This window comes from Streptomyces sp. NPDC040405, assembly GCF_055595765.1.
The window spans coordinates 516,712-530,985 of sequence record NZ_JBVIVI010000001.1 but is presented as its reverse complement, the minus strand read 5'-3'; the positions used below and the strand labels follow the sequence as shown (position 1 = coordinate 530,985).

The following is a 14,274-nucleotide window of genomic DNA, read 5'->3' as shown; positions in this document are numbered from 1 at the left end:
ACCACTAGAAACGGGGGGGGGGGGGGGGATTTAAGATGTTTTCTTTCCCCTTCTCGCGTTGGAGGATCCCCCGGGCGGGGGCCACCCCCCCCCCCCCCCCCCCCCCCGGCCGTACGCGCCGTACGTCAGGACCGCGCGCGGGGGAGCAGTTTCCGGGCCAGTGGCCAGGCCACGATCAGGGCGATCACCACGTACACGGTCACCGCGAAGGGCGTGTTGACCAGGCCCGTCAGGCTGCCGTCGCTGATCTGGAGTGCGCGGCGCAGCTGGAGTTCGGCACCGGGGCCGAGGATGACGCCGATGACGGCGGGGAGTACGGGGAGTCCGTAGCGCCGCATGAGCAGGCCCAGCAGGCCGATGATGAGCAGGATGACCAGGTCAAGCGGTTCGCCGCCGACCGCGTACGCGCCGACCGCCGCGAAGAAGAGGATGCCCGCGTAGAGGTACGGCCGGGGCACCTTCAGCAGCTTGGCCCAGAGGGGGGCGAGCGGCAGGTTGAGGACGATCAGCAGGCCCATGGCGATGAAGAGCGAGGCGATCAGGCCCCAGACGAGGTCCGGTTCGCGCTCGAAGAGCAGCGGGCCCGGCTGGATGCCGTACTGCTGGAACGCGGCCAGCATCACCGCGGCGACGGCGGTGGTGGGCAGGCCGAGGGTGAGCATGGAGACGAGCGTGCCCGCGGCGGAAGCGGAGGCCGCCGACTCCGGGCCCGCGACGCCCTCGATGGCGCCCTTGCCGAACTCGTCGCGGTGCTTGGAGAGCCGCTTCTCCGTCACATAGGAGAGGAAGGTGGGGATCTCCGCGCCGCCCGCCGGGATGGCGCCGAAGGGGAAACCGATCGCGGGGCCGCGCAGCCAGGGGCGCCAGGTGCGGCGCAGTTCGGCCTTGCCGAGCCAGGGGCGGCCGACGGGGATGGGCTTGTCGGGGCGGGTGCGCAGATGCAGGGCCACCCACAGCGCCTCGCCGATGGCGAAGAGCCCGACGGCGACGATCACGACGTCGATGCCGTCGGCGAGTTGCAGCGAACCGAAGGTGAGCCGCTGCTGCCCGGTCAGCCGGTCCAGGCCGACGAGGCCGAGCGTGAGGCCGATGAGGAGGGAGGCGAAGCCGCGGATGCGCGAGCTGCCGAGGACGGAGGTCACGGCGACGAACGCCAGCACCATGATGGCGAAGTAGTCGGGGGCGCCGATGTCGACGGCGAGGTCGGCGACGGTCGGGGCGAGGAACACGAGCAGGGTCGTGCCGATCATGCCGCCCGCGAAGTGCCCGATGGCGGCCGCGGCGAGAGCCTGCGCGCCGCGCCCGGACTTGGCCATCGGATGGCCTTCCATGGCGGCGACCACGGCCGCCGTCTCGCCCGGGGTGTTGAGCAGGATGGACGTGGTGGAGCCGCCGAACATGCCGCCGTAGTAGATGCCCGCGAACATGATGAACGCGGCCGTGGGGTCCAGCCCGTACGTGACGGGCAGCAGCAGCGCGACCGCCATCGCCGGGCCGATGCCGGGCAGCACGCCGATCGCGGTGCCGAGGAGCACACCGACGGCGGCCCACAGCAGGTTGATGGGGGAGAGGGCGGTGCCGAAGCCGTCGAGGAGGGAGTTCAGGGAATCCATCGGTCAGAGCACCCCCATGAGCGGCCCGCCGGGCAGCGGCACCGCGAGCAGCCGGTCGAAGACGAAGAACGTGACCACGGACAGGACGGCCGCGACGATCGGGTCACGCGAGAAGGAGCGGCTGCCCAGCGCGTACGCGGAACCCCAGAACAGCAGCGCGCCGGAGACCGGGAAGCCGAGCGGCTGGATGAGGACGGCGTTGCCGAGGAAGACCCCGGCGAGGAGGAGCACGGTGCGCCAGTCGCCGGGCGCGCTCAGGTCGATGTCCTCGCCGCCCTCGGCGTCGCCGCGCCCGCCGCGCAGCACGTCCACGGCGAGCAGGACGGCGACGAGCAGGAGCCCGGCGCCGACCACGAGGGGCACGGTCTTCGGGCCGACCGGACCGCGCTGCGCGAAGCTCGCGTCCATGGTGAGCGCGTCGGTGAGGACGAGGACGCCGAGGACGAGCAGCAGCGCGCAGACGCCGAGTTCGGAGCGGCCGCGCAGGCGCTCCGTAAGCGTGGAGCCGCCGGGGCCATCAAGGGTGTCGGTCAAAGTCCCAGCTCCTTCAGCACGGTGTCCACGCGCTTGTCCTGCGCGTCCAGGAAGCGCCCGAAGTCCTCGCCCGTCATATAGGCGTCGGTCCACTGGTTGCGCTTGACGGCGTCCTTCCACTGCCGGGAGGCGTGCAGCTTGGCGATGAGGGTGGTGAGCTTGTCGCGTTCGCTGTCGCTCAGCCCGGGCGGGGCGACGATGCCGCGCCAGTTGGTGAACGTGACGTCCAGCCCGGATTCCTTGAGCGTCGGGGCGTCGAGCCCCTTCGGCCGCTCGGCGCTGGTCACGGCCAGCACCCGCAGGTCGCCGGACTTGATCTGGTCGAGGTATTCGCCGATGCCCGAGACGCCGAAGGCGACCTTGCCGCCGAGGACGGAGGCGAGCAGCTCGCCGCCGCCGTCGTACGCGATGTAGTTGACGGTCTTCGGTGCGATCCCGGCGGCCTTGGCCATGAGCATGGGCGCCATGTGGTCCGGGCCGCCCGGCGAGGAGCCGCCGCCCACCGGCAGGGCGTGGGGCTTCTTGCGCCAGTCCGCGAGGAGCTGGTCGAAGGTCTTGTACTTGGAGTTCTTGGCGACGACCACGATGTCCGGCTCCTCCGTGAGCCGGGCGATGGGAGTGGTGTCGGCCAGCGAGGAGGGCGCGTGGTTGGTGTGGACGGCGCCGACGACACCGAGCCCCATCGACATCGCCAGCTTGCCGTTGCCACGCTCGGCCACGAGCTGGCTCAGCCCGACCGTGCCGCCGGCGCCGGGGAGGTTGAAGACCTCGATGTTGTTCGCGAGGTCGGCGTCCTCGGCGCTCTTGGCGGCCGTACGGGCGGTGATGTCGTAGCCACCGCCGGGAGTGTTGGGCACCATGAAGCGCAGGCCCGGAATGTGGGTGCCGCCCGCGGAGCCGTCCCCGGAGCTGAGCAGTGGCGGCGCGAGGAGGACGAGAAGGGCCGCCGAGAGTACGGCGAGCGGGGTACGCAGGGCAGAGGGCAGCGGCAGACTCGGACGCTGTCGCACCTGGTGGCACCACCTTTCGGGCTTGCGTGTGAGGTGGGCCACATGTTGCCTATGGGTTACCGGGCTGTCTCGCTTCCGGTATTAAAAGATGTTGTGGTCATTGTGGTCGGGCGAAAGGGGGCCGGTCGGTGACGTCAGTGCTGGTCGTCGACGACGACTTCATGGTCGCCAAGCTGCACAGCCGCTATGTGGCGGCCACCGAGGGCTTCACGGTCGCCGGGGTCGCGCACACCGGGGCCGAGGCGCTGCGCGCCGCCGAGGAGCTGCGCCCCGACCTCGTGCTCCTCGACATCTATCTGCCGGACATGGACGGCATCAGCGTGCTGCGCGAGCTGCGCGCGAAGGCGGAGGACGGCGGGCATCATGTGGACGCCCTGTTCGTGACCGCGGCCAAGGACGCGCACGTGGTGCGCGAGGCGCTGCGCGCGGGGGCGCTGCACTACCTCATCAAGCCGTTCGACCGGGCCGCGCTCCAGGACCAGCTGCGGCACGCGGCGGCCCTGCGCACCCGGCTCGACACCCTCGGCGAGGCGCGCCAGGAGGACGTGGACCAGATCTTCGGCGGGCGCCCGCGCGCCTCCCGCGAGCTGCCCAAGGGGCTGGCCCCGCACACCGCCGACCTCGTCGAGCGGACCCTGCGGGCCCACACCGACGGGCTGTCCGCCGCCGAATGCGCCGAGGCGGGCGCCTTTTCGCGGGTGAGCGCGCGCCGCTATCTGGAGTACTTCGCCGATACGGGCCAGGCCGAGGTCACCCTGCGCTACGGCGGCACGGGCCGCCCCGAGCACCGCTACCGCTGGATTGCTTGACCGTCCCAGGGCCCGGGTATAGCGGGGGAAGGGCGAGCCACGGGGGGCACGATGGGGAGCGGCCTGTACAACCTCACGCACGTCATGGACACGCTGGCCCCGGCGCTGCTCGGGATGCCGCCGGGCGGCGGGCCATGGGTGAAGCGGACGTTCCCGGCGGGTGAGCCCGTGGTGGAGGTCGTCGGCGGCCGGGCCACCGGCAAGACGGCGCTGCTGGACGCCCTGTACGACGGCTATCACGCCTGGGTGCCCACGGCCCGGGTGGACCTGGGCGAGGCCCCGTACTCGGCCGACGACCAGGGCGACCGCGCCCGGCTGGACACCACGCACGCGTCCCCGGTGACCAATCTGCTGTTCACCGTCTCCCATCAGCTTGGGTACGAGCGCGACGGCAGCAGGCGCACGCTGACCTTCCCCCGGCTCTCGCCCGCGCTGCTGGTGATCAGCGCCTGGCGGCCGGAGGCACCGGACCGGGACGACGTGGCGCCCGCCGATCTGGTGGCGGCGGAGGAGGAGCTGGGGGAGATCCTCGGGCAGCGGAACCCCGACCCGCAGGCGCGCAAGGTGGTCATCGGGCGGTGGCTGAGCGCGTTGGGCGGGGTCGTGGCGGGGCTGCTGCCCGGGGTGCCGGGGCTTCAGGAGGTGCTGAGCGCCGCCACCGACACCCTCCTCGCGCGCGGCGACGACGGCCGGGACGGCTCGTCGTGGTGGCGCGCCCATCTGGACCGTATCGACGGCGACGCCGTGCAGCGGCTGTTCGCGCTGGTACGGAAGTTCCGCAGAGGGGGAGCGGACCGGGCCGAGGTGGAGGCCGATCTGATCGCCGCCCTGCTGGCGGACATCAACGGCGCGTACGGCGCCTGGGCGCGCAGGACCCAGCATCCGGCCCTGATCCTGCTGGACAACGTGGACGAGGCGCTGCGCGAGCGCTTCGTCGGCCCGTTCGTCGCGCGGTACGCGCGGGAGACCCGGGAGTGGCGCGGCCGTGGCCGCGTCATGCTTCCCGTCGTCTTCGCCACCTCGCTCGGGGACGGCTCCGCGCCGCCGTCCCTCACCACCGACGCGCCCCCGTGGACGAAGCCGGAGCGGTGCCCGCCGGAGGCGTGGCTGCTGCGGCTCGGCATCCCCAAGGTCGGGGAGGCGGAGATCCGTTCGATGCTCGGCGATGCCGCGTACCCGCCGTCGCTGCCCGCCGTTATCGCCCGGCTGAGCGGCGGGCGCACGGGCGACGCCCTGGCGCTGGCCGGGGCCGCGGCGGCACGGCTGCGCGAGCCGGAGCCCTTCGTCCTCGACCGGCTGCTGTCGCTTGCCGAGCCCGGCTCGGCCGGACCCGTGGGCGCCCGGTTGCTGGCGCGGCTGCTGCCCGAGGCGGACGTACGGGCGGAGGTGCTGCGGCTCGCGCCCGCGCTGGACGCGGAGGCGGCGGCGCGGCTGCTGCGGGCCGACCGGGCCGCGCTGCCCGGCCTCAGCCCCGAGCTGCGCGTCAGACGGCTGCGGGACGGCACCCTGGAGCGGCCGTACTGGGACCACCGGCCCTGGCCGCGGTCGCGCTTCGGGCAGCCGCCGCTGATCACCGACCGGGCGCTGCGCGCGCTGGTACTGCACGAGGCGAGATCCGGGGCCGACGAGGCGTCCTGGACCCGACTGCACGCGCTGTCGGCCGCCCGCTACAACGACGGCGATGTGCGGTCCCACGACTCGGACCGGCACGATCCGCGCTATCTGCACCACGCGCTCGCCCAGGGCCGCATCGACACCCTGGTGGTGCGGGCGCTGCACTACCGGTATCTGCACGCCACCCCCGCCGAGTGGCTGGGCGACCTCAATCTGATCGCGGCCGCGCCCCGGGCGTGGGCCGGTTTCGCCCCCGAGGATCCGCCCACGGACGACGTGCCCGGCTGCGCGTCCTGCGAGCCCGGCGCCGCCTGGGCCGCCGACCAGCGCGTCCACGCCGCGATCCGGCGGCTGCTGGCCACCGTATGGCGGCTGTCCGCGCCGCTGTCGGCGGTGCCGTCGAGCCACCGGGACGCCGACCTGGTGCATGTGCGGACCGCGCTGGAAGCGCTGTGCTCCGACTACGGCAACAGCCCGCGCCGCGAGCGGGCGTACAACGCGTACGTCGACGCCATCGCCGACGGCGGCTGGATCGACGCCCTGGTCAGCGGGGTGCAGGCCCCTGATCTTCCAGTCGAGGGAAGTAGCCGATGACGTCGATGACCCATGCCCTGACCCGTCCCTTCAGAGCCGTCCGGAGCTGGCACTCCGCCCTTCCGCCGATCCGCCGGGTCCTGAACTGGGCCCTGGTGGGGCTGGTCGCGGGCGGTCTGGTGGCGGCGGGCATCGTCACGCTGACGCCCGACCGCTCCTGCGGCGCCGGGGTCGACAAGCGCGCGGACGACGACGAGTGCACGGGCGTCACCGACGGCGGCTACTCCTTCATGGCCGGACTGGACCCGGTGTCGGACCGCATCAAGGCCGAGAACACGAAGGTCACCAAGAGCGGCAAGGCGTACGCCACCATCGCCCTGATGATCCCCATGACGTTCACCAAGGACCACGTGGCGGAGCGGGCCCAGGTGATACGGGAGGTCCAGGGCGCCTATCTCGCGCAGTACCGGGCGAACCACGAGAGCGGCGACGAACCGTCGATCCGTCTGGTGCTCGCCAACCCCGGCCGCGACATGACCCGCTGGAAGGAGGTGTCCGACCAGCTCGCCGGGATGGCGCACTCCGGCCGGGACCGGCTGCGCGCGGTGTTCGGGTTCAACCTCAGCATCACCCGGACCGAGCAGACCATCGCCTATCTGACCAGGGAGAAGGGGATAGCGGTGGTCGGCGGCCCGATCACCGCGGACGACCTGGGCAACGACCGGGAGAATCCCCGGAGATACCCCGGTCTCGCGAAGGTCGTGCCGTCCAACCGCGACCAGGCGCGGGCCCTCACCCACCATCTGAAGGTGAAGCCCCGGGACACCTTCCTGGTGGAGGACACCCACGCCGACGACCTCTACGCGAGGTCGCTGCGCGCGGCCTTCCGCGCGGAGACGCGGGGAACGCCGTACTCCGAGCAGTACGACTCGTCGACGGCCATCCCGAACGACTTCGTCCAGATGGTCAACAACCTCTGCGACTCCCGGGCCACCACGGTCTACTTCTCCGGCCGCCCGCCCGCGCTCGCCCAGCTGATCGGGGCCCTGGGCAAGCGGGGCTGCGCGGACAAGCGCTACCGCGTGGTCACGGTCTCGGGCGCGTCGACGCTGGCGTACGACCCCACGATGGACTGGGGCGCCTTCTCCTACGGAGCCGGGCTCACCGTCGAGTACGCGACGATCACCCATGAGAGCGCCTGGACGACCGGCAACCCGCCCGCGACGGGCGGTTCGGCCGCCGACTTCCGGGGCTTGAGCAAGCTCGTCGGCGGCGGGGAGAAGTCCGCCGCGGCCGGTGACCTCGGCCCGACCGGGCTCGCCGACGGCCGGACGATCACCACCTACGACTCCGCGACGACGGCCATCGCGGGCATCCGCAACCGCACCACCACCAAGGGGCAGGTGCCCGAACTGGACTCCATCGCGGCGGCGTGGCCGCGGCTGCACGGGGACCAGATGGTGCGCGGGGCCAGCGGCTGGATCTGCCTCAACGCCTATGGGACGCCGTACGACAAGGCGGTGGCCATCGTGAGGCTGTCGCCCAGGAAGGACCGGCACATCGAGTTCGAGAAGCTCGCCTGGCCGGACGGCCGCCCGCCCACCGAGCAGTGCACGGCCGCGCCGGACTGAGCGGACGTCATGGTGCGCGCAGATAGTTGTAGACCGTGGCGCGGGAAACGCCGAGAAGTTCGGTGACCACCTGCACCGAGTGCTTGACCTGGAGGAAGCCGCGGGTCTGGAGGGAGCGGACCAGCTCCTTCTTGGCGGCGGAGCCGAGGCCGCGCGGGGTGTGGCCGCGGGCGGCGGCGAACTCCTCGACGACCGTGCGCAGCTCGGTGACGGTCCGGGCCCGCAGGGACTCGACGAGGGGCTGTTCCTGATCGTCGGTGCGGATGAGGTTGTTGAGGCTGCGGGAGACGCTGGCGAAGAGGGAGACGTCCAGGTTGAGGCAGATGGCGGCGATGTAGGTGCCCGCGCTGTTCTTGATGCCGATGGAGGTGCTCTTGGCCGGGCGGCCGTCCGGGAAGCGGTTGGAGTAGTTCTGGACGATGCCGGGGAAATCGGGGTCCTCGATGCGGGCGAGGCCGAGTTCGGTGGCCGGATCGCCGATCGACCGGCCGGAGAGATTGGACTCGATGGCACGGATGGCCTGGTCGGGGCGGCGCAGATCGTGCAGCACCACCTCGCACAGGCCGGGGAACATCCGGCCGAGGGCGGTGACGATCTTCTCGGCCTCGCGCAGCAGCAGTTCGTCCTCGGCGCTGCCCCGCGGTTCCGGCTCGGTCATCGCGGCTCATCGCCTTCCGGGCCGAACAGCGCGCCCATCGCCGTCGCCGCCTTCAGCCCCGACCCGGTCAGCAGGACGACGGTCGTCTCCCCGGGGCGGATCGCGCCGCGCGCCCGGAAGACGTCGATCGCCGCGGCGGCGGTCGCGCTGGTCGGCTCGGCGTACAGCCCCGTCGCGGCCAGCCTGCGGACCGCGGCGGCGATGGCCTCCTCGGGGATGGCCGCCATGTCGCCGTCCGAGCGGCGGATCGCGCTCACCACCTCCGGCAGCCGGACGGGTTCGCGGATGGCCGTGCCCTCGGCGATGGTGGGGGCGAAGGCGGGGGCGGCCGTCCCGCCGTGGAACGCGGCGTGGATGGGAGCGCAGTTGGCGGGCTGCGCGACCAGCAGCCGTGGCCGACGGGCGATCTGGCCCGCGGCCAGCAGCTCACCGAAGCCGAGATCGCAGCCGAGCACGGTGGATCCGGCCCCGGCCACCGTCACCACGGCGTCGGGGGCGGTGAAGCCCAGGTCCTCCCAGAGTTCGTACGCGAGGGTCTTGGTCCCCTGGAGGAAGAAGGGGTGCCAGTTGTGGCTGGCGTAGTACGTGGTGGCCGACTGGCGCAGCGCCTCGGCGGCGGTGGCGTCCCGGTCGCCGGGTACGAGCTGGACCTCGGCGCCGTACGCCCGGCTCTGGAGCACCTTGGCCGGGGACGTCGACTCGGGGGCGAGGATCCGGGCCCGGATCCCGGCGGCGGCGCAGTACGCGGCGACGGAGGAGCCGCCGTTGCCGGAGCTGTCCTCGATAACCTCGCGGACGCCGCGCTGCGCCAGCAGGGAGATCATCACGCTGGTGCCGCGGTCCTTGAAGCTGCCCGTGGGGCTGAACCACTCCAGCTTGAAGCGCACCCGACCCTCGCCCCAGTCCTTCTCCACCAGCGGCGTGCATCCTTCACCCAGGGACACCGGGGCGTCGATGGGCACCGGGAGGGCCGCCCGGTAGCGCCACAGCGACCGGGCCCCGGTGTCCACCTGCGCGGGAGTGATGCCGGGCAGAGGGGAGACGGTGAGCGGTGCGCCGTCGTCGCCGCACCAGCGCGGCTCGTCGATCGGATACGAGGCGCCGGAGCGCTCGTCGACGTAATGGGGTTCAGCTCGCACCTTGGACATTCTGTTTAGTTGTAAAACGACCGTCAAGGCCCCCGAAGGCGACTCAAGCCCGAGACAAGCCGGGCACAAGGCGCACTCAAGCGGGCGCGACATGTGCGAACAGCCGCTCCAGCACCACCGCCACCCCGTCCTCGTCGTTGCGCGGTGCCACCTCGTCGGCCAGTGCGATCAGGTCCGGGTGGGCGTTGCCCATCGCGACCCCGTATCCGGCCCAGCCCAGCAGCGGGATGTCGTTGGGCATGTCGCCGAAGGCGACCGTGTCCGCGGGGGCGAACCCCATCCGCTCCGCGGCCAGCTCCAGCCCCACCGCCTTGGTGATGCCCGCGGGCAGGACCTCGATCATGCCCTTCTCCGAGTGCGTCACCGACACCTCGCCCGCGCCCACCCGGGCCGCGGCCGCCGCTACAGAGTCGTCCGCCACCTCCCGGTGGCGCATCAGCACCTTCTCGATCGGCCCCGCCCACAGCGCCTCCCGGTCCACCACCGCGTCCCAGCCCGGCCGCCGCCGCTCGGCGAACCCGGCCGTGACCACGAAGCGGTTCTCCGGTGCGGCGGTCACCACGGCCAGCTCCAATGGGCCCGCGGACAGCTCCTCCTCGGTGCGCTCCACCACCGACCGGGCCAGGTCGCGGTCGAGCGCGGCCGAGACCAGCAGCCGGTCCGCGGTCGCGTCGTACAGCTGCGCGCCTTGTCCGCACACCGCGAGCCCCTGGTAGCCGATCGCCACCAGGAACTCCCGGCAGGACGCGGCCGGGCGCCCGGTGACGACCAGATGCCGCGCCCCGGCGCGGCCCGCGGCGGCCAGCGCGGCACGGGTGCGCGGCGAGACCGTCAGGTCGCCGCGCAGCAGGGTGCCGTCGAGGTCGGTGGCCACCAGCCGGAAGGGCGGACCGGCGGCCCGGGGGCGGGGGAGCAGGGCTCCCGGGGCAGGAGTGACGGAAGTGGCGTCGGGGAGGTACACGGTGGATCAGAATGGCGGGTCGGCCGGGGACGATCAAACCGTGCAGGCAGGCGGGGATCAGGCCATGCGGGCGGGCGCCTGGGCGCCGATCAGGCCGGGCGCAGCTCGCCCTCGCGCTCGGGCGCCAGCCGCCGCCCGGTCACCTGCTTCGGCAGCCGGTACGGCAGCGCGCCGTACCAGGCGTACGACAGCCCGAAGCCGAAGGACAGGCAGATGATGCCGCCGACCGCGTCCATCCAGAAGTGGTTCGCCGTCGCGACGATCACCAGCAGCGTCGCCGTCGGGTACAGCAGACCCAGTACCCGCACCCACACCGGGCGGGCCAGCGTGGCGATGGTCAGGCCGCACCACAGCGACCAGCCGATGTGCATCGAGGGCATCGCCGCGTACTGGTTGGACATCGTGGCCAGGTTCCCCGAGGCCATCGAGCCCCAGGTGTGGTGCGCCACGACCGTGTCGATGAAGTGCCCGCCGTGCATGAGCCGGGGCGGGGCCAGCGGGAAGAAGTAGTAGCCGAGCAGGGCCACGCCGGTGGTCGCGAAGAGGGCCAGCCGGATGGCGGCGTAGCGGCCCGGATGCCAGTGGTAGAGCCACACCAGCACGCTCAGGGTCACGATGAAGTGGAGCGTGGCGTAGTAGTAGTTCATGCCGACGATCAGCCAGCTGATCGAGTCGCTCGCATGGTTGACGCCGCGTTCGAAGGCCATCCCGAGCCGGTGCTCCCAGTCCCAGACCCACCCGGCGTTGCGCAGCGCCTCGGCGCGCTGCTCCGGGACGGCGTTGCGGATGAGGGAGTACGTCCAGTAGCTGACCGCGAGCAGGACGATCTCGAACCAGAGCCGGGGCCGCCGCGGCGTCCGCAGCCGGTCCATCGCGGTCCGAGAAGTCGCTTCACCCATAGGGCAACAGTCTGCCAGAGATGTCCGATACGGGGTGTAGTTGTGTCCCGTTACGGGCGGGGTCCGTGTGCCGAGGCGGTGGATCCGCGGACCACCAGCTCGGGCAGGAAGACGAACTCGCTGGGCGGCGCCGGAGTGCCCCCGATCTCCTCCAGCAGCGCCCGCACCGCCGCCTGCCCCATCGACTGCACCGGCTTGCGGATGGTGGTCAGCGGCGGGTCGGTGAAGGCGATCAGCGGGGAGTCGTCGAAGCCGACCACCGAGACGTCTTGTGGGACCCGCAGCTCACGTCGGCGGGCCGCGCGTATGGCCCCCAGCGCCATCATGTCGCTCGCGCACACCACCGCCGTGCAGCCCCGGTCGATCAGCGCGCCCGCCGCCGCCTGACCACCCTCCAGGGTGTACAGCGAGTGCTGGATCAGCTCCTCGGACTCCTCGGGCGCCATCCCCAGCCGGTCCCGCATCGCGTGCTGGAAGCCCTCGATCTTCCGCAGCACGGGAACGAACCGCTTGGGCCCGAGCGCGAGCCCGATCCGGCTGTGCCCGAGGGAGACCAGATGGGTGACGGCCAGCAGCATCGCCGCCCGGTCGTCGGGGGAGATGAACGGCGCCCGCACCTTCGGCGAGTAGCCGTCCACCAGCACGAACGGCACGCCCTGGCCGCGCAGCTGGTCATAGCGCTGCATATCGGCCGAGGTGTCCGCGTGCAGCCCCGAGACGAAGATGATCCCGGCCACGCCCCGGTCCACCAGCATCTCGGTCAGCTCGTCCTCGGTCGAGCCGCCGGGGGACTGGGTGGCCAGCACCGGGGTGTAGCCCTGCCGGGTCAGCGCTTGCCCGATCACCTGGGCGAGCGCGGGAAATATCGGGTTCTCCAGCTCGGGCGTGATCAGTCCCACCAGCCCCGCGCTGCGCTGCCGCAGTCGCACCGGCCGCTCGTAGCCGAGGACGTCCAGGGCGGCGAGGACGGACTCGCGGGTGGCCGCGGCCACCCCCGGCCTGCCGTTGAGGACGCGGCTGACGGTGGCTTCGCTGACCCCCGCCTGGGCTGCGATGTCAGCAAGCCGTGCGGTCATGGAGTGGGACTGTACCGGTCGCATGTCAGATTGCCCACCACGCACATGATTCGGCGGGAATGCGCACCGTACCGGGGCCGTACGCCAGCGGCGCGGAGGACAGCAGCGCGCGCCCCGGGAGCGGCAGCTCGACCTCCTCCCCGAGGGTATTGAGCGTGCACACGAAGCCCGGGCGGGACAGCGCGAGCACCCCCGCCGGGGCATCTCGCCAGCTCATCGGCCCATCCCCCAGGCCCGGCAGCTCCCGGCGCAGCGCGAGGGCGGCGCGGTACAGCTCCAGCGTGGATTCCGGGTCGCCGGTCTGCGCCTCCACGGACGCGTCCGCCCAGCCGTCGGGCTGCGGCAGCCAGCTGCCGCCCGGCCCGAAGCCGTACGACGGGCCCGAGCGCGACCAGGGGAGCGGCACCCGGCAGCCGTCGCGGCGGCCCTCCTGGCCGTCCTGGCCGTCCTGTCCCTCGGCGGAGGTGCGGAAGAACGCCGGGTCCTGGCGGGCCTCGTCGGGGAGGTCGGTGACCTCGGGAAGGCCCAGCTCCTCGCCCTGGTAGAGATAGGCCGAACCCGGCAGCGCCAGGGTGAGCAGGGCCGCGGCCCGGGCCCGCCGCAGCCCCTGCCCGGGGTTCTCGGCGGCGTACCGGGTGGGGTGCCGGACCACGTCGTGGTTGGAGAGCACCCAGGTGGTGGGGGCGCCGACCGAGGCGGTGGCGGCCAGCGACTCGTCGATCACCTCGCGCATCGCGGCCGCGTCCCACGGGCACTTCAGGAACTGGAAGTTGAACGCCTGGTGCAGCTCGTCCGGGCGTACGTACAGGGCGAGCCGCTCGGCGCTGGGCGCCCACGCCTCGGCGACGCCGATCCGCTCGCCCGGGTAGGAGTCCAGCAGGCGGCGCCAGCCGCGGTGGATCTCGTGCACCCCGTCCTGGTCGAAGAACGGCAGCACCTGCGAGCCGATCAGCTTGGCCTGTTCGGTGCGGCCGATGTCGGGCAGCCCCGGGGCCTTGACCATGCCGTGTGCGACGTCGATACGGAATCCGTCCACGCCCAGGTCCAGCCAGAAGCGCAGCACCGAGTCGAATTCCTCGCGGACCTCCGGAGAGTCCCAGTTGAGGTCGGGCTGCTCGGGCGCGAACAGGTGCAGATACCACTCGCCCGGGGTGCCGTCCGGGGAGGCGGTACGGGTCCAGGCCGGGCCGCCGAAGACGGACTCCCAGTCGTTGGGCGGCAGTTCGCCGTCCGCGCCCCGGCCGGGACGGAAGTGGTACCGCTCGCGGGCCGCCCCCCGAGGCCGGTCCGCGAGCGCGCTGACGAACCACGGATGGCGGTCCGAGGTGTGGTTCGGTACGACGTCGACGATCACCCTCAGCCCCAGCTCATGCGCGGTGCGCACAAGGTCGTCGGCGTCCCCGAGGGTGCCGAAGAGCGGATCGACGGCGCGGTAGTCCGCCACGTCGTAGCCGCCGTCGGCCTGCGGCGAGGCGTAGAACGGCGTCAGCCAGACGGCGTCCGCCCCGAGCCGGGCGAGGTGCGGCAGCCGCTCGCGCGCGCCGCGCAGATCCCCGATGCCGTCGCCGTCGCTGTCGGCGAAGGACCGGACGTACACCTGGTAGATGACGGCGTCCCGCCACCAGCCGGTCCCCTCGGACGATCGCGCCGGCTCGGTCTGGAGGCCGGCCTGGAGGGAGGTCGTGAGCTCCTGGGTCATGCCGGTGAACGTAACAGCTCTGCAATGCCTTGCGGAAGAGCTTGCAGGGGTGGGGAGCACCCAAAAGGCGCACTACGGGGCCTTGTGA

The 14,274-nt window shown here is 72.4% G+C and carries 12 protein-coding genes; 3 read left to right on the top strand and 9 right to left on the bottom strand.

Translation table 11 applies throughout. The annotated features are described in order from the left end of the window. Positions 1-125: 125 nt before the first annotated feature. From ACZ59A_RS02440 to ACZ59A_RS02430, 3 genes are read right to left on the bottom strand one after another with little or no spacing between them, the layout of a single operon-like run. Positions 126-1,613 carry a tripartite tricarboxylate transporter permease gene (locus ACZ59A_RS02440; RefSeq protein ID WP_470952448.1) on the bottom strand — a complete coding sequence of 496 codons (1,488 nt, stop codon included), beginning with the start codon at positions 1,611-1,613 and terminating at the stop codon, positions 126-128. A gap of 3 nt (positions 1,614-1,616) precedes the next feature. Further along, positions 1,617-2,147: a tripartite tricarboxylate transporter TctB family protein gene (locus tag ACZ59A_RS02435; RefSeq protein WP_470952446.1), complete on the bottom strand. Its 531-nt coding sequence runs from the start codon at positions 2,145-2,147 to the stop codon at positions 1,617-1,619. Continuing rightward, positions 2,144-3,121 (bottom strand): Bug family tripartite tricarboxylate transporter substrate binding protein, encoded by a 978-nt coding sequence (locus ACZ59A_RS02430; protein ID WP_470954595.1) that lies wholly within the window; start codon positions 3,119-3,121, stop codon positions 2,144-2,146. The genes ACZ59A_RS02435 and ACZ59A_RS02430 overlap by 4 nt, the downstream gene beginning before the upstream one ends. Before the next feature lie 164 nt (positions 3,122-3,285). On the opposite strand from ACZ59A_RS02430, the gene ACZ59A_RS02425 reads away from it, so the two are divergent. From ACZ59A_RS02425 to ACZ59A_RS02415, 3 genes are read left to right on the top strand one after another with little or no spacing between them, the layout of a single operon-like run. After that, positions 3,286-3,966: a response regulator gene (locus ACZ59A_RS02425; protein ID WP_470952443.1), complete on the top strand. Its 681-nt coding sequence runs from the start codon at positions 3,286-3,288 to the stop codon at positions 3,964-3,966. A 51-nt stretch (positions 3,967-4,017) separates the two neighbouring features. Then, the gene (locus ACZ59A_RS02420; RefSeq protein ID WP_470952441.1) at positions 4,018-6,174 is read left to right on the top strand and encodes a hypothetical protein; all 2,157 of its coding nucleotides are present in this window, start codon (positions 4,018-4,020) and stop codon (positions 6,172-6,174) included. Continuing rightward, positions 6,171-7,745: an ABC transporter substrate-binding protein gene (locus tag ACZ59A_RS02415; protein ID WP_470952438.1), complete on the top strand. Its 1,575-nt coding sequence runs from the start codon at positions 6,171-6,173 to the stop codon at positions 7,743-7,745. Before ACZ59A_RS02420 ends, ACZ59A_RS02415 begins: the two co-directional genes overlap by 4 nt. 7 nt (positions 7,746-7,752) lie before the next feature. On the opposite strand, the gene ACZ59A_RS02410 is transcribed toward ACZ59A_RS02415, so the two are convergent. From ACZ59A_RS02410 to ACZ59A_RS02385, 6 genes are all read right to left on the bottom strand, one after another. Beyond that, complete coding sequence (locus ACZ59A_RS02410; RefSeq protein ID WP_470952436.1) at positions 7,753-8,403, bottom strand: helix-turn-helix transcriptional regulator; 651 nt, start codon at positions 8,401-8,403, stop codon at positions 7,753-7,755. Next, positions 8,400-9,551: a threonine synthase gene (locus tag ACZ59A_RS02405; protein WP_470952433.1), complete on the bottom strand. Its 1,152-nt coding sequence runs from the start codon at positions 9,549-9,551 to the stop codon at positions 8,400-8,402. The genes ACZ59A_RS02410 and ACZ59A_RS02405 overlap by 4 nt, the downstream gene beginning before the upstream one ends. Before the next feature lie 76 nt (positions 9,552-9,627). After that, entirely contained in the window at positions 9,628-10,428 is an 801-nt protein-coding gene (locus tag ACZ59A_RS02400; RefSeq protein WP_470954593.1) for an HAD family hydrolase, read from the bottom strand. A gap of 173 nt (positions 10,429-10,601) precedes the next feature. After that, positions 10,602-11,411, bottom strand: coding sequence for a phosphatase PAP2 family protein (locus tag ACZ59A_RS02395; RefSeq protein ID WP_470952430.1), 810 nt, complete (start codon positions 11,409-11,411; stop codon positions 10,602-10,604). A 50-nt stretch (positions 11,412-11,461) separates the two neighbouring features. Further along, positions 11,462-12,487, bottom strand: a complete 1,026-nt coding sequence (locus ACZ59A_RS02390) for a LacI family DNA-binding transcriptional regulator (RefSeq protein ID WP_468053582.1) — start codon at positions 12,485-12,487, stop codon at positions 11,462-11,464. A 25-nt stretch (positions 12,488-12,512) separates the two neighbouring features. Beyond that, positions 12,513-14,186: a glycoside hydrolase family 13 protein gene (locus tag ACZ59A_RS02385; protein WP_470952427.1), complete on the bottom strand. Its 1,674-nt coding sequence runs from the start codon at positions 14,184-14,186 to the stop codon at positions 12,513-12,515. Positions 14,187-14,274: the final 88 nt, after the last annotated feature.